Raw genomic sequence first — 15,927 nt, forward strand, 5'->3', positions numbered from 1 at the left:
GCTCCTTTGTTTTGGCTAAGTTATAATGTAGTACTATATTGCCATTATATTGAACAATATTTAAAATGAAAATAACAACTTATTGCACTTCTATACAACAATATTGTCTTCAAGGAGAAGATGTCCATGCGTCGCCAACGCTCACTTCCCACCTTATTGGAGCACGGTTATTTTTGTTTGCCCGAGTCAGTCGGATGGTACCAGAACGATGCGGGGCATACGGTCGAGCGGCAGGAAGGCGCTTTGAATAATTTTCAGTATTCACCTGGTCACCAGCGGCAAAGGCTATGTATATGCCGACAATGAGCTTCACACGCTGCAGGCGGGCGACTCCTTCCTGTACTTCCCGCTTCAACAGCAGCGGTATTATTCCAGCCCCGACGACCCGTGGGATGTGCGATGGGTTCATTTCTACGGCTCTAAAGTCAAGGACTATTTGATAGAAAGAGGACTTCACCGGTCGCATATTTGGTCCATACGCCAGCCTAAGCCGCTGGAGCAAGCTATGCATGACTTGTTGGTCGAAGCCGAAGAAAATGCGTTCTTCCACCTCACGAAGCTGTCCACGCTGACATATGCCGTCATCGCTGAATTTGTCAATCAAGCCGTGCCTCTCAGCACCAGCAAAAATGAGGAGACGACCAACCGGATCGTCCAGCTGCTGCCCAGGCTGCAGCAGGAGGCTTGCAAACCGTTTGATTTGGATTACTGGGCACGCGAAGCCGGTGTGAGCACCTATTATTTCTGTAAGCTGTTTAAAAAGACAACCCAGATGACTCCCATGACGTTCGTAACGCTGAGCCGTCTGCAAATGAGCAAGCAATGGCTGCTTGAGAAGAGCGAGCTGACCGTCCGGCAAATTGCATTGGATGCAGGGTACCCAAGCACCAGCTATTTCAATAAAAAGTTTCTCGAGCAGGAAGGCATGACGCCGACAGAGTATAGAGATCTTTACTGGAATAAGTAGCCTCCTCCCTCCAGCTGCGTAAATGGACAACCGGCGTGTTTTACAGTAATGTAGTTTACAGGAGCTTTACTAAAGAAAAGAAACCATTTTTTTACCGCATAAGGAGAAGGTATGAAATCACTTGTATTAGCCGAAAAGCCGAGTGTAGCCAAAGAATTGGCGCGCGTGCTCGGCTGTAATCAGAAGCATAAGCATTACATGGAAGGACCCCAACACGTCGTTACCTGGGCGCTGGGCCACTTGGTCACATTGGCGGAGCCTGAGGATTACGACGCCAAGTATAAAGCCTGGAACCTCGAGGATCTGCCGCTGCTTCCCGAACGGATGAAGCTGAAGCTGATCAAAGAAACGACGCCTCAATTCCGCGCTATTTCACAGCTGGCGCAACGAGGTGATTTGGAGCAGCTTATTATCGCAACTGACGCAGGAAGAGAAGGCGAGCTCGTAGCCCGCTGGATTATGGAGCTAGTTAAGTGGCGCAAGCCGTTCCGCCGCCTCTGGATATCGTCGCAGACCGACAAGGCTATCAAAGAAGGCTTTGCCAAGCTCAGACCCGGACGCGATTACGACCCGCTCTACCAATCGGCGGTATGCCGTGCAGAGGCGGACTGGCTTATAGGGCTTAACGTAACGCGTGCCCTCACCTGCAAATACAATGCACAGCTGGCAGCCGGTCGGGTGCAGACCCCTACGCTTGCCATATTGATGGATCGGGAGCGTGAAATCCGCAGCTTTCAATCCAAAGATTATTGGATGCTGAAGGCTTATTTCGGGGGTTTTCATGGATTATGGCGCGGTAAAAACCAGCCGGACGGACGGCTGTTTGATAAAGCCGCCGCTGATGCTTTGCTGGCGCGGCTGCAAAACAGCCAAGCCAAGGTAACACAACTTAAGGTGGTTGAAAAGAATGAACCCCAGCCGCTCGCATATGACCTGACCGAGCTGCAGCGGGATGCCAACCGGAAATTCGGATTTTCGGCCAAGCAAACCTCCAATGTTCTGCAAAAACTGTACGAACAGCACAAGCTGGTTACTTATCCAAGAACCGATTCACGGCATCTGACAAGCGATATGGTCTCGACCCTGCAAGGCCGTCTTGAAAGCTTAAGTGTTCAGCCTTACGCTCCGCTGGTAAAGCCGCTGCTTCGCAAGCCGCTGCCTATAACCAAACGAATCGTAGATGACAGCAAGGTGTCCGATCACCATGCCATCATTCCTACCGAGCAAGCGCCATTGCTCCATACCCTGTCAGCAGATGAGCGCAGGCTGTACGATTTGATCGTCCGGCGGTTTATTTCCTTGTTCTATCCGGTATTCCGATACGATGAAACCGCGGTCACTGTGGAGCTTGCCGGGGAAAGCTTTTTTGCCAAGGGCCGGGTTACCAAAGACGCAGGCTGGAAGGCCGTATATGGGCAAGACACAGCCTCTGCATCGGGTGACAATGATGAAAATGAGGACGACGAGCAAGGCACGCAGCAGCAATCGTTACCACAGCTGCAAATCGGAGATGTACTTAAGGAGGCGCGCTGCAGTCTGGAGAAGCATGCAACCAAGCCTCCCGGCCGTTATACGGAGGCCTCCTTGCTATCGGTAATGGAAAAGCATAACCTGGGAACGCCCGCCACCAGAGCGGATATCATCGAGAAGCTGCTTCAGACCGATACGATCGAGCGTAAAATGAATATTTTACAGCCTACAGGCAAGGGAGCCCAGCTAATCGAGCTTGTATCCCCTGCCCTGCGGTCGCCGGATTTAACGGCACGCTGGGAGCAAGAGCTGGAGCAGATTGCCAAAGGGAAAGGCAATATGAAAGCCTTTCTTCAAGGGATCCGCGAACAAACCATGTCCATGGTCCGTGAGGTCAAGAACAGCACTACGGAGTATAAGCCGCATAATCTGACGACGTCGAAATGCCCTGATTGCGGCAAGTCACTGCAGGAAATCAAAGGCAAACGCGGCAAAATGCTCGTTTGCGTCGATCGTGAATGCAGCTATAAAAGAGCAGCGGAACCTATGCTATCGAATAAGCGCTGTCCTCAGTGCCATAAGAAAATGGAGATTCATACGGGTAAAGCGGGGAAATATGCCCAATGCCGCCAATGTAACGTGATTGAAATGCTCAATAACGACAATCGCGTAAGCGGCAAGGCGGCCAAACGCAACACTGCCAAGCTGATCAATCAATACAGCGATAATGCCAGCCTCGGCTCTAGCTTAGGCGACGCATTGAAGGCTGCACTGCAACAACAAAAAGAAGATTGAGGCGAATTCGCCCAATCTTCTTTTTGTTTCTATGGCCTACTGAACGCCGGTCTTGCTGAGTAGCAACGGCTTCACTTCATACTCATAATACAACCGCAGCTGTTCCTTTTCCGATTCCGTAAACTGAAACTCGCAGTCACGTCCCTCATCCTGCGGAACGACTTGAGCGATTCCTCCGGAATAGGTGCAAATCAGCAGCGCGCTTAAGTCTGATAGCTCCTCCGGCAATTCGCTGCCCGCATCCAGGTCAAAGCGCACCTCGACATCGACCCACTGCTCATCCCGCAGCTCGATCGTCGACCTCATATTCATAAATTTCAATTCCCTAACATCGACTGAACCGTATTGTATCATAGTTAACCTCGTCCATTCATCCGGTCTTTTATTTCAATTGAGCCTTTGCTCCGACCAAGTCCTGCAGTGCCATATCCAAAGTAGGATATTTAAACTCGAATTCATACTCGGTAGCAAGATACGGGAATACCCTTTGACCCTTGAGCAGGAGCTCCGACAACTCTCCGAACATGATTTTCATTACGAAAGCAGGCACAGGGAAACGGTGCGAGGTTCTCATAACCCGTGCGAGCGTACGGCCGAACTCATCATTGGTTACGGGCTGAGGAGCCGTGGCATTCAGCTGCTCGATAATGTCTTCATTTTCGATACTAAATTCGATCAAGCGGCACAAATCCTCAATATGAATCCACGAGATCACTTGCTTTCCGCTGCCGATTCTGCCCCCAACCCCCAGCTTATAAGGAAGCATCATCTTGGGGAAGGCGCCCCCGTCTTTTCCTAGAACGATACCGAGACGCAGCTTAACAAGGCGTGTGTCCTGGATTTGATCCATCGCCTTCTCCCATTTCTCCACTACTCCGGAGAGGAAGTCCTTCACATTAGGTTCGCTATGCTCAACGAACGATTCCGTCTCCGACGTTCCGTATATAGATATCCCCGAAGCGTTGACGACAACGGCCGGCTTGTTCTCCAATCGGGAGACGATATCGGCAATTCGGTTCACCGTATCCAATCGGGAATGTAATATTCTTTCTTTAGCTGCACTTGTCCAGCGCTGGTTGATGGATTCACCTGCCAAGTTGACGATGGCATCAACCCCCTCCAGCACCTTGACATCTTTCTCCAGATCCGACCAGGTTACGTTCCTTATGAGTACGTGATTAGGAGTTTGGCGCTGCCGCGAGATAAGGATGATCGAACATTTTTGCTTGAGGAAATACTCCGTCAAATGCCGGCCGATAAAGCCTGAACCACCTGCAATGGCAATTTTCATTGATGACTTCTCACTTTCAATAAAAAAATAATGAATACATAAAAACATTATATAACATAAATTCCGATAAATAAAAAGCACAAACCGCAAAAATTCGGCTTGTGCTTAACATTTGGCAATAGATGCAGCTTTATCTAATTAAGGCTTGTCGTTAGGATCAGTAGGCGAGCTTTTCATATGTTTAAACATTTTTACCGTTTTGCCTACCAAATCACTTCCAGCTGGTACCATATCGGCTGTGATGACTACATCCTCCGGCTGACCCATTTCCTCACCGTCTGTGAAGCCATCTCCATCCGTATCCTTACCGTTTACCGGATCGATGCTTGTTTTTATCAGCATGCCGTTTTCGAGCAGCATTCCGGTTACCTCATAGTAATCGTCCAGCCCGTCTTGATCCGCGTCAACGAATTCATTATGACGGGTCGTCTCCACTACCGTTCGGAAGGAAGCCTCCAGTTCCTCGGCAGTGAGCACCTGGAAGTATTGGCCGCCTCCCAGCAGAGCCATCTTTTCAAGGTACAAGCGGTCCACTTCGCTGCTCAATCCCATGGTTACGAGCGTTACACCCTTACCGTAAGCGGATTGAATCATGTTCCAATCCTTCGTTCCCTTTGGATCCTGGTCTTGACCATCCGTCAAAAGCACTGCGACAAAACGATGATTCGGATCGCCGTGCTGTTCAAATTGTTCATAAGCTAATTTCAATCCGGCAAAAATATTCGTTCCGCCGGAGCTATCGATTTGGTAAACCGCACCGGCTACTGTAGCCCCGTCTGCAGAGAACGTGGAGTATACCTGCGCCCAGCTGTCAAAATCGATAATCGCCGCGCGGTCCGACTCGGAATGAACCGTATTCGTGTACACGCTGCCGAGCACTGTTACCGTTTCCGTTACGAAAGACGAATTCGGATTGTAGTTCAGCGAATATACAAGATCCGTGACCGCTTTTTTGCGGAGATCGTTAGGATCGGTCCAGCTCATGCTGCCGGAGCTGTCGATAATAAATGCATAGTCCACATAAGGCTTGTATACGCCCGATGTTACGGACAAGTTGTTCTTCCAGGCCTGCTCCCAAGCCAGCTTGTCAATCAGAACGTACTTACTGTTATGGTTGGTTACAAAGCTGAGGGTTCCGTCGCCGGCATTGGTCGTATTCAGAAACTCAAATTTGTTAGCCGTTTCATTGTAATACGCAGCGACCAGATTTTGACTGCTTCCGGTGGATTGAATCTGGAAGCTTAAGGTAGCGCTGTTGAACGGAATTCCGTTCGTGCTGAATTCGATGACAGGCCCTACAATACCAGGAACAACCGTGTTCGCATTCTTGAACACATTGGCTTGCGGCAATGCCTCCACACTAATGCTGCCGGCGCTTCCTCTAAAGCCGGACAGACTAAGTCCTGTCAGCTCAACGGAATTGCCCTGGCCGTCCGTCCCGGCAATGGGGTTGCCTTTGCCGATCGTCGCTACCAAATCCGCTCCGCTAAAAGAAAGATTCACTCCGCTGCCGCTACTTGGACGCGAGCCTCCCCCGCCCGATCCGGAACCGGAGCTTGAGCCTGTAGAACCGGAGGTTCCTGGTGTCGTCGTATCCGGAGTCGTAACCGGATCCTTCTTCTCATCCGTTTCTTTGGCTGCAGAAGCCTCCAGCTGCTTCATGTACCTTGCAATGACCGTCATCGATTCTGCGCGGGTTGCCGCCGCGGCAGGCTTAAACCACGTTTTGCCGTTTTCTACCGTGCCTTCAAACAGCTTGTTCGATGCTGCGGCTAGAATGACGCTGTATGCCCAATTGCTTGTGCTTACATCCTCAAACACGACGGTTTGATCCGGCTTTTCCTTCAACTGATATGCCCGGACTAGCAGTGCAGCCAGTTCGGCTCGGGTTATTTCGGCATCCGGCTTAAACGCTCCATCCTCATAACCGTCTACAAGTCCTTCCTTCTTGGCTGTCTCCACATACTTGAACGCCCAGTGATCAGCGCTCACATCACGGAAGGAGGCCGTTTGGGGGTCAGCACTCTTCTTGTTCAGAGCCCCCACCAAGATTTTGACGTACTCGGCGCGGGTAATCGTTTTGTCTGGAAGGATCCAGAGCTTTCCGTCCTTCTCCACCCCGTCAATAATCCCTTTGCCGGACAAGTACTCAATCTCCGCCTTGGACCAGTGACCATCCACATCGGCGAAGGTGCGCCCCGTCCCTTCTGCGCCCGCTGCTGTCCATCCGGAACCTACAGTAAGACAGCAAATTAGTGCAGAAGCCAACATTTTCTTTAACTGCATGTTCACCCATCCCTTAATCCTATGTATTTCGCTCGCGCATCGACATTATATTACAGGGTTTTCACATGCTACAATCGCTTTCTATCATTTTGTGGTAAAGTTAACATTTTTGATAGAAAACATTCCTCGAACCTACGCGAAAAAAGTCGATTTACAAAGTGCGTTTTCCTCCTTTATAATCTGTACTTGTAGCTTACTAACTCAGGAGATTGGGTCCCATGAAAATGCTATCGGTTAAAGTTTTATTTCTACTACTTATCGGTGTTTCTATTCTACCATTCATCAGCTCCAGCTCGCCTAATGATATGTATGAGGATCAGGTTGCCGTCATCATGTACCATCATTTAAGCGACACCGCCAAAAGCAGCGTCACCATAACGCCCAAGCTATTCAGGGAGCAGCTCGAATATTTGGCGGATAAACATTACAATTTCATCACGCTCGAGCAGTTTAAGCATTACATGGCCGGCGGCGAGGTCCCTGATAATGCCGTGCTCGTCACGTTCGATGACGGCTATCGCAGCTTTTACGACATTGCCTATCCGATCTTGAAGGAAATGCATATCCCGGCCGTTAACTTCATCATTACGCGCTATTTGGACAATCCCGATGGAAGCAACATCCCTTTCATGACCAGGCAGCAGCTCAGCGAAATCCTGAGTCATCCTGAAGATAATATCGAGTTTGAATGCCACTCCGATAGCCTTCATGAGCAAATCAACGGGCAACCGATGCTGACAAGCAGGCAAAACGCTAATGGTACGCTGGAAAACAGTACGGATTACGCCAATAAAGTCATTTCCGATACGAATACCTGCAAAAACAAGCTCTCGCAGGTCAATGGCGGACCTATTAGTACATACGCTTACCCCTTTGGAGGCGTGGACCCTAACGCGGCAGCTCTCGTGCATCAAGCGGGTATTGAGTACGGCTTTACAACCGTCAGCGAAATGGCGACACGAAACGATGATCCTATGCAGATTCCCCGGATTACAGGCGGGAACCCAAGCATTACCCCGGATGAGCTGCACAGAACGATTATGCGTAAGGTCGTCAGTCTGGATCCAGCCTTCGGCTATATCCCGTTTCGCGAAAGCGTAGGACAAATCGGCGGTACCATGATTCAGGATCATGACGGAACCATTAACTTCTACTATAGTGGCAACCACTGGACAACTCGCAAAGGCAGCAGCGTCGTTATGCTTGGGGATCAGCCAATTGATCTGGATTCACCTATTACCTTGAAACGCCGCCATGCGCAAATTCAGTTTAATGATCTGCAGAAAGCCATGGGCATCCGAATCGCTTTCAATCCTATCAGCAAGACTTTTTCCGAACGGCTTACGCCTGTCAAACAACAATAATCGGTATATCTTACAGGAGGCAATCTTTCGTTGCCTCCTTTTTGCTGTTGTCAGCATATTTAGTAAAACTATATAATACTACTAAATGGAGGCTGTTCTATGAATAATAATGAAGCACTAGAGCAATTTATCACGCATATGCAAACCATTAACCGGCATCTCCGCTCCAAGGTGTTTGACCAGCAGCCGGATTCCTTGACACGGGTACAGTGGCTGCTGCTCCGGCATCTGCATCGTAACGGAACGCGTACCATCGGACAGCTGGCTGTACATCTCGATGTCAGGCCCAGCACCATGTCACAAATGATCGATCGTCTGGAGAAGTCCAGGCTCGTTTTTCGTGAGAGCAGCCAGCCGGACGCACGGGTGAAGAATGTAGCTCTAACCGAGCAAGGCAAAGACCTGATCCGCCGGACGGAAGCTCTGTGGATAGAAGCGCTCAACGATTCCTTCAATCAGTTTACGAAGCAAGAGCAGTTCGAATTGATCGGCTACATGGAACGGCTTACGGAGCGGTTAAATAAAAATATGCGGAATTCATGAAGGGTAAGCTTAAGCTTGAAGATATTTGCCTCTTTTTCGCGAAGCAAGTCGGTTTTTGAGTGCAATTGTCTGTTTTAGCATTTTCCTGTTGCTTCCTATTAGGGGAAAAAGTAAAATAATAATAATTGGAAGTAATCGGAGGTTACCCGCTTGTCATTGACCATAAACGAATTTCAAATGGAAAAATGGTACGATCACGAGCCGTTCACCTTATACCGCGGCTTCAATCCTTCCACCCAGGAAAAATATTGGATGAAGATGCTTCAATCGGAATTCCCGACCAAGCAGGAGCTCCAATGGATTACAAACGAATATGAAAACGGACAGCATATCCAGCTGGACGTGCTAATGAAGCCGATCCGGTTGGAATCTTATAACAATACGACCATCCTATTAATGGAGCATTCAGATGGTCATCCGCTTTTTCAGCTAGCAGCTTCGGGTCCTATGGAATTGAAGCTCTTTTTGCGTTTGGCCGCAGATATTACCGACACTGTTCGCAGGCTGCATCAGGCCAAGTATGCTCACCTGAGTCTATCCAAGCATGCGATTATTATAGAAGCGGATCGAACGATCCGATTAACGGACCTATATTCAGCTGCACCTTATTCCGCCTCTGTTAGCATGTATGAACCTGATGAAGGGTATATGGCCTACAGGCTTCCCTATATGGCTCCCGAACAGTTCGGGCGCATGGAACGTAACGCGGAGTACAGGAGCGATATTTACGCATTAGGCGTTATTTTTTATGAGCTGTTAACCGGTACGCTTCCTTTTGCCGGCAGCGATACGAGCGAGCTGATTCATCAGCATATGGCGGTACAGCCCCTCCCGCCTGCCGATATACTGCCTGCCGTTCCGAAGCCGGTGTCCGATATCATTATGAAATGTCTGGCCAAGCATCCGGAACAAAGATATCAGAGCGCATATGCTTTACGGCGGGATTTGGAAGTATGTCTGGAACAGCTTCTACATGACGGAACCATCGGTCCCATCGAGATTGGATATGGAACGCCCACGGATATTTTTAAAATACCCGATTATATCTATGGCAGGGATAACGAGCTGCAGGACATCCGCAATGCCTACCATAGAGTCATTCTGGGAAGTAAAGAAATCGTGTTCGTCTCCGGCTTGTCCGGTGTCGGCAAGTCGTTCCTGATTCAGGAATTTCAGAAATCGATCCAGAAGGAAGACGGTCTCTTTGTTCTAGGCAAGTTCGAGCAGTTTAAAAGGGACCTGCCTTTTCAAGCGATCCATCAGGCAGGACTCCAAATCATTCAATTCCTGCTGACCCTAAGTGATGCGTCATTCCAGCTTTGGAAAAAGAAAATTCTTGATGCGGTCGGCCCGAACGGACAAGTGTTAATAGACATGATACCGGAGATGGAAAAAATCCTGGGCAGTCAGCCTCCTTTATCCAAGCTGCCTCCTGCCGAGACGAACAATCGGTTTTTGATGACCATCAACCAGTTCCTGGCGGTGTTTGCTACCAGGGAGCACCCGCTCGTCATCTTTATTGATGATATGCAGTGGGCCGATCCAGCTTCCTTGCAATTGGTTCAAGAATTGGCTGCGCAGCCTGCTTTCAATCATTGTCTCTTTATCGGCACTTATCGAAGCAATGAGGTAAATGATGACCATCCCCTCCAAGGGATGCTCGATAAGCTGGAGCGAATGCAGCATATTCGAGTGACCTGCATAGAGCTGGAGGCTCTCAGCCATAAAGCGGTCCAAAGTCTTATTCAGGATACGCTGCAGGTCGTGTCCGAGGATGAGTTGGATGGGCTGGCCCGGATGGTTATGAACAAAACGAAGGGCAATCCGTTTTTTACCAAGCAATTTATAAGGTCACTTTATGACCTGCAGCTTCTCCGCTTCAATTATGAGCTTAGCCGCTGGCAATGGGATCTGGAGCAAATAAATGAGCTTCACATAACGGATAATGTCGTGGATTTCATGATCGGCAAAATTCGCCGGCTGCCGGAATCCGTACAGCAGTTATTAATGAAGGCCGCCTGTATAGGCCATGTATTCCGGCCGGAGCTGCTCTCGCTGGCTGCATCTCAGGATGTGGCCCTTATTAATCAGGAGCTTCGCCCCGCTATAGACGAGGGGCTAATCGTAGCATTAAGGCGCGACTTGTATCCCCATACGTCGATAAAATATTCCTTCCTGCATGACCGGGTGCATCAAGCCGTCTACTCGCTCGTGCCGAAGGAACAGAAAAAGGAGCTTCATTACCAAATTGGCCAGATAATGCTTCAGGGGTTATCATCTGAGGATTTGGAGGAGCAGCTGTTTGAAGTCGCCAACCATTTGAATTTGGGCAAGCCTTTATTATCTTCTATTGAAGAAAAAGAACAGTTGGCCCGCTTCAACATGCAGGCCAGTGGCAAAGCCAAATCCAACACGGCATATGAAACCGCATTAAAATATGTAACACAAGCCGTTCAGCTCCTGGAGCCCAACCACTGGACGAATCAGTATGAACTGTCGTTTGCGATTTATCTGGAGCTTGCGGAGCTCGAATATTTATGCGGACATTTCGAGTCCGCGAAGCGTTCCTTCCAGATCATTCTGAATCATGCGCGTACAAGACTGGAAAAAGCGGATGCATACAACCTGATGATGGTGCTCTATACCAATCTTGGGCTCCATGAAGAAGCGATGGCCATGGGGCTTGAAGGACTGCGGCTGTTCCATATTCCATTGCAGTCCAACGTGAAGCGAAGCTCGATTCTCATCGAACTGGTTAGAACCAAATGGCATATGATGGCCAAGCATCCTTCAGATTTATTCGATCTGCCGCAAATGGTCGATGAGGACCATAAGGCCGTCATGAAGCTGATGGTGAACCTGATTGCACCGACGTATTACCTGAATTCCGAGCTGTATATTTATCTCATGCTGAAGATGTTTAACTACTCGCTAAGGAACGGGAATTCGGAAGGTTCAGCTCTGGCCTACTCTACTTACGGGGTAATTATCAGCTCTATCTTCGGCGATTTGAAGAATGGCAGCAAGTTCGGCAAGGCTGGACTGATGCTGTGTGACGCTTTGGATCATCTGCCCATCAAATGTAAAGTGTACTTCGGCTTCGGGGCGTTTACGAACAATATGACTCAGCATATAGAAAACAACATTTATTATTTAAAGAAAGCCTACCAATTCGGCGTCGAATCAGGCGACCTGGTTTATGCGGGCTACTCTATCACCTTCAGCTTTTTCCTTCGTCTGTTTAAGGGGGATCCCTTGAATGACGTATTCAATGAAACCGAGCTGTATCACCCGTTTATTCAACGGGCTCAGGATCAGGATACGATCTATATCTTTATGGTGCTGCAGCGCTTCATGCTGTTCATGAGCGACGAACCCAAGCTCCAGCCGAGTACCAGCATTCCTGATATCATGGAACCATTCATGACCCCAGAGGAATGCGCGCAGCTGCAGAGCTTCACGAACAAGGCAACGGTTCATACGTTCTACGCTTTGCAGCTTCAAGCCTACTACATTCTGGACCGATTGGATGAAGCCAAGCAAACGATGAAGATGATGGAGGAAAGCCTCCAATCCGTCTTTGGCCTCATTCATGTACAAATGTACTACTTTATGAGCTCGCTCGTGATTTGCGCGCTGTATCCCAAAGCTGCGGCCGCCGATCAGAAGCGTTACTGGCGCAAGCTGAAAAAGCATCTGGCTGCCATAAAAAAATGGAGCGTGCACTCGCCGGATAATTTCGTCCCTCAGAAGCTCCTTCTCGAGGCGGAGATGAATCGAATCTCCGGCAACTCCGTCATTGCGGCAGAGCTGTATGAGCAGGCAATCTTTTATGCCAACAAGCATAGATTTCTACAGCTTGAGGCTATCGCCAACGAGTGCGCTGCCAAATTCTACACCCAGAGCGGGAGGCTTAAAATCGCCCGCGCCTATTGGACGGAAGCGAAAGCGCTGTACAGTAAATGGGGTGCCGTTCGAAAGGTGGCTCAGCTGGAAGACCAGCATCCGTACCTGGTTAACCGGACGCCTGTCTCTCAATCGGCAATTGATGTATCCACAGTAGCAAAGGCTTCCCATGTGCTGTCCAACGAAGCGGTCTTTCATAAGCTGCTGGAAAGCTTCATGCATATTGTGATAGAAAACGCGGGCGCCGAAAAAGGGCTGCTCATTCTCGAACGGGACCATCAGCTGTATGTCGAAGTGGAAAAAATGCCGGATCGTCCGTTCATGGCGCTACATTCCGTACCGATCGAAGAGTACGAGCATGCGGCGATTTCCGCCATCCAATTTGCGGTTCGCAAGGAAGAGCCGCTGCTGCTTCATGATGCGGCATCTTCCGATATGTTCCCGAAGGACGCTTATATTCGGGCGCATCAGCCTATGTCAATCCTGATTATGCCTATTATCAAACTAGGTAAAATGATTGGCGTGCTGTATTTGGAAAACAATTTGGCAAGCCATGTGTTTCAAGAGCAGCGATTGGATACATTGAAGCTCCTCGCATCCGAGATAGCCGGTACTATTGAAAATGCCAAGCTGTATACCAATCTGGAGCACAAGGATTATAAGCTACAGCTGCTCGAGGAACGGGAAAAGAACGTTCGCCTGCAGTTGGATGAAAAGGAACGCTGGGTCCAATCCTCCGAAGCTACGATGCTGAACATTCGCAAAGCTCAGCACGAGTTAATTAATAACGTACAGACGGTTCATGCGTTACTTATGATGAACAAGTATGATATGGCCAAGGACTATATTTCCGTATGGTGCAAGGAAATCGTTCAGCAATCAGTGGTCAACTCCGTTAAATTCCCTGTATTGGGAGTCGTACTAAACAATATCAGCATCCCCTGCATCTCGCAGAAAATCGAGTTGCAGGTCAGCGGCCAGCTGGATTGTACGTTTGACGGATTGACTCTGCCTATCAGCTACTTCTCCAGCATAGTTCACAATCTATTAAAAAATGCTATTGAAGCCATCCCGGAGGATGATCCGCTGCGAACCCTCCGCCTCACGATCGAGGAGCAGGAAGAACGGTATAAATTGATGATCTTTAACAGCGGCTCCTTCATACCTGAACGGAACCGTACCAAAATATTCGAAAAGGGCTTCTCTACGAAATCCGAATCGACGAATTCCGGTCTCGGGCTTCATATCGTTCACAATTACCTGCAGCACTACGAAGGCTCTATTGAATGCTCTTCTGAGGAAGGCGTCGGTACCACCTTCACTGTCTATTTGAAGAAGAAGTCGCCTGTCGCCACAGCCAAAACCCCTTAGGACCATATGTCCTAAGGGGTTTTGGCATAGATAGAGTGTCTCCATTTACTTATCAGTCATTTGCTGAAACGATGCTTCCAGGAATCGCAAAGCATCCGGCAGATACTTCGACCAGTAATCCCAGTTATGTTCACCGGGAAATTCTTGATAGATGTGCTGGTATCCGATCCGTTCCAGATGCTCGTGATAAGCCGCGTTCATCGAATACAAATAATCCTCAGTCCCGCAGTTAAAGTACAATGCCGGTCGTTGACTATTTGTCAATTGAGCATCAGCCAGCTTTTGCAAATCATAGCTCTGAGCATAAGGTCCGTGAAGAGGCCCGATCATCCGCGAAATGTCGCTGCGCGAATATTGGTTTGTGATCATCGCCGTGGAAGTAACGGCACCGGACAAGCTTGCCGCGGCACCGAAGAGCTCGGGATGTCGCAGAGCTAAAGAAAATGCGCCGAAGCCCCCCATGGATAAGCCGCAAAGAACACGATGTGCCCTGTCCGGAATGGTTCTGAAGCTCTTGTCGATCTCTGTCACCAAATCGTAAATAAAATAATCCTCGAAGTTTCCGGTACCGTCATACCAGTTCATATAAAAGGTGCCTAACCCGTAGCCTCCGTCATTAGGGAAAACAACAATACTTTTGCGGAGTGATCTCTCCTGCATCATCCGGTTCAGCGTCGACTCCGCATTCCCCTTAAGAAGCCAATGGGACTCACTCCCATACATACCATGGAGCAAATAGATGACGGGATACGGCTCTTCGCTCGTCTCATAGTCATCCGGTAAATAGACAAAGCACGATTTACGCGCAAAAAGCGCTCCGGAGAAAAAAGGATGCGGTCTTATGCTCATACTCGTTCTTCCTAATCAAGAACAGCAGTCATATGTTCTTCGGTAATGGCCCAATGCGAGGTGTTCCAAATGGTTTCTTTATTTTTGATGTACAGGATTTGCGGTGAAGCATGCTTTACACCGGTATCCTCGGCAATTTGGTTGGAGACTGGACGGGATTCAATGACCTTGACAAGCACATAGTCCACATCAGAATTCGGTTTATTTTGCAAGTAAGCTTCGTATTCCTTCAGTGCATTAAAGCTTACCGGACAAGCTGTGCTATGCTTCAAGACAACGATCGGCTTATTGGCAGATCCTTCGAAGTGTTCATTCCATTCCTCTTGGGTTGTGATTTCTTTCCATTGTGTCATGTTGATTCCCTCCACTTATTGTTAAATAGCTGCTTACAAATTAATCATAATAATATAAGGTAGCTTGTATCGTTGAGCCTAGCTCCATGATGCCGTAAGAGTATTGCGGCTGGCGTCTTTTATCGGTGGGAGAACCGGGATTGAGCAGCAGCGTCCCGTCATGCATACCCTGGTAAGGAATGTGAGAATGGCCGAATAGGATAACATCTACGCTCATATCACGGAAAGCGTCAATAGCCTGCTCCAACGTTGATTTGAGCCCGCCGTCTCCATGAACAAGCCCGATCCTCCATCCGGATAGGTTCAACACCTTTTGGCGTCCAAAGCGCTCAATGATATCCGCTCCGTCGTTATTACCCGCAACGCCGTCCGTCGGGGCTATCGCCTCGAAAAGCCGGACTACCCCCGGATCCACCCAATCGCCGGCGTGAAGGATCAAATCAACCCCGTGCAAACCCTCCAGCAAGGCCTGCGGCAGCTGCTTGGCACGACGGAACATATGCGTATCGGATACGACGCCAATGCGCATCCCGATCCCCTCCTCTCCTATGTCGCTCATTCCTTCATTCTACCATAACTTGCATACAAGAAAAAAGCACCGCATACGGTGCTCAGATTGTCGAGAAACCTATAAGGCTTGAACTATTGCTAATATACTACGGTGGGGTATGCCCCTCCAGCCGCTGTTGAAACCCGTGAAAGGGATCAGATTTAGTGGTATTTTCACGGGTT

Annotated in this window: 10 protein-coding genes and 1 pseudogene; 5 read left to right on the top strand and 6 right to left on the bottom strand. The window is 49.0% G+C overall.

All coding sequences use genetic code 11. From position 1 onward, the window contains the following. The first annotated feature begins 126 nt into the window (after positions 1-126). Together ABEA66_RS34205 and ABEA66_RS34210 are read left to right on the top strand one after the other, a co-directional pair. A pseudogene (locus ABEA66_RS34205) lies at positions 127-967 on the top strand (AraC family transcriptional regulator). A 111-nt stretch (positions 968-1,078) separates the two neighbouring features. Continuing rightward, complete coding sequence (locus tag ABEA66_RS34210) at positions 1,079-3,232, top strand: DNA topoisomerase III (RefSeq protein ID WP_345594710.1); 2,154 nt, start codon at positions 1,079-1,081, stop codon at positions 3,230-3,232. Between the two features lie 36 nt (positions 3,233-3,268). On the opposite strand, the gene ABEA66_RS34215 is transcribed toward ABEA66_RS34210, so the two are convergent. From ABEA66_RS34215 to ABEA66_RS34225, 3 genes are all read right to left on the bottom strand, one after another. Then, positions 3,269-3,586, bottom strand: a complete 318-nt coding sequence (locus ABEA66_RS34215; RefSeq protein WP_079909161.1) for a hypothetical protein — start codon at positions 3,584-3,586, stop codon at positions 3,269-3,271. A 28-nt stretch (positions 3,587-3,614) separates the two neighbouring features. Next, a complete protein-coding gene (locus ABEA66_RS34220; protein ID WP_079909160.1) occupies positions 3,615-4,523 on the bottom strand; it encodes a TIGR01777 family oxidoreductase in 909 nt (302 codons plus the stop codon). Positions 4,524-4,661: 138 nt separating this feature from the next. Next, entirely contained in the window at positions 4,662-6,809 is a 2,148-nt protein-coding gene (locus ABEA66_RS34225; RefSeq protein ID WP_345594716.1) for an S-layer homology domain-containing protein, read from the bottom strand. Positions 6,810-7,027: 218 nt separating this feature from the next. Between ABEA66_RS34225 and ABEA66_RS34230 the strand changes: the two genes are divergently transcribed. From ABEA66_RS34230 to ABEA66_RS34240, 3 genes are all read left to right on the top strand, one after another. Then, positions 7,028-8,173: a polysaccharide deacetylase family protein gene (locus ABEA66_RS34230; RefSeq protein WP_345594718.1), complete on the top strand. Its 1,146-nt coding sequence runs from the start codon at positions 7,028-7,030 to the stop codon at positions 8,171-8,173. A gap of 99 nt (positions 8,174-8,272) precedes the next feature. Then, positions 8,273-8,716 carry a MarR family winged helix-turn-helix transcriptional regulator gene (locus ABEA66_RS34235; protein WP_345594720.1) on the top strand — a complete coding sequence of 148 codons (444 nt, stop codon included), beginning with the start codon at positions 8,273-8,275 and terminating at the stop codon, positions 8,714-8,716. A 150-nt stretch (positions 8,717-8,866) separates the two neighbouring features. Further along, positions 8,867-13,993, top strand: coding sequence for an AAA family ATPase (locus ABEA66_RS34240; RefSeq protein WP_345594722.1), 5,127 nt, complete (start codon positions 8,867-8,869; stop codon positions 13,991-13,993). Positions 13,994-14,038: 45 nt separating this feature from the next. Here the strand turns inward: ABEA66_RS34240 and ABEA66_RS34245 are convergent, their stop codons facing one another. The 3 genes from ABEA66_RS34245 to ABEA66_RS34255 are packed head-to-tail and all read right to left on the bottom strand — an operon-like array spanning position 14,039 to position 15,724. After that, positions 14,039-14,842 carry an alpha/beta hydrolase gene (locus tag ABEA66_RS34245; RefSeq protein ID WP_345594724.1) on the bottom strand — a complete coding sequence of 268 codons (804 nt, stop codon included), beginning with the start codon at positions 14,840-14,842 and terminating at the stop codon, positions 14,039-14,041. An 11-nt stretch (positions 14,843-14,853) separates the two neighbouring features. After that, positions 14,854-15,195 (bottom strand): bacillithiol system redox-active protein YtxJ, encoded by a 342-nt coding sequence (gene ytxJ, locus ABEA66_RS34250; protein ID WP_079909153.1) that lies wholly within the window; start codon positions 15,193-15,195, stop codon positions 14,854-14,856. 40 nt (positions 15,196-15,235) lie between these two features. Then, positions 15,236-15,724: a metallophosphoesterase family protein gene (locus tag ABEA66_RS34255; RefSeq protein ID WP_345595204.1), complete on the bottom strand. Its 489-nt coding sequence runs from the start codon at positions 15,722-15,724 to the stop codon at positions 15,236-15,238. Between the last annotated feature and the right edge of the window lie 203 nt (positions 15,725-15,927).

Origin of the sequence: Paenibacillus vulneris (assembly GCF_039543185.1) — a bacterium.
In the GTDB taxonomy this organism is placed as follows: Bacteria; Bacillota; Bacilli; order Paenibacillales; family NBRC-103111; genus Paenibacillus_S; species Paenibacillus_S vulneris.

Excerpts from the sequence above, each read along its gene's own strand:
- ABEA66_RS34210 (WP_345594710.1), top strand. The coding sequence starts at position 1,079 with ATGAAATCACTTGTATTAGCCGAAAAGCCGAGTGTAGCCAAAGAATTG.
- ABEA66_RS34215 (WP_079909161.1), bottom strand. The coding sequence starts at position 3,586 with ATGATACAATACGGTTCAGTCGATGTTAGGGAATTGAAATTTATGAAT.
- ABEA66_RS34220 (WP_079909160.1), bottom strand. The coding sequence starts at position 4,523 with ATGAAAATTGCCATTGCAGGTGGTTCAGGCTTTATCGGCCGGCATTTG.
- ABEA66_RS34225 (WP_345594716.1), bottom strand. The coding sequence starts at position 6,809 with ATGCAGTTAAAGAAAATGTTGGCTTCTGCACTAATTTGCTGTCTTACT.
- ABEA66_RS34230 (WP_345594718.1), top strand. The coding sequence starts at position 7,028 with ATGAAAATGCTATCGGTTAAAGTTTTATTTCTACTACTTATCGGTGTT.
- ABEA66_RS34235 (WP_345594720.1), top strand. The coding sequence starts at position 8,273 with ATGAATAATAATGAAGCACTAGAGCAATTTATCACGCATATGCAAACC.
- ABEA66_RS34245 (WP_345594724.1), bottom strand. The coding sequence starts at position 14,842 with ATGAGCATAAGACCGCATCCTTTTTTCTCCGGAGCGCTTTTTGCGCGT.
- ytxJ (WP_079909153.1), bottom strand. The coding sequence starts at position 15,195 with ATGACACAATGGAAAGAAATCACAACCCAAGAGGAATGGAATGAACAC.
- ABEA66_RS34255 (WP_345595204.1), bottom strand. The coding sequence starts at position 15,724 with ATGCGCATTGGCGTCGTATCCGATACGCATATGTTCCGTCGTGCCAAG.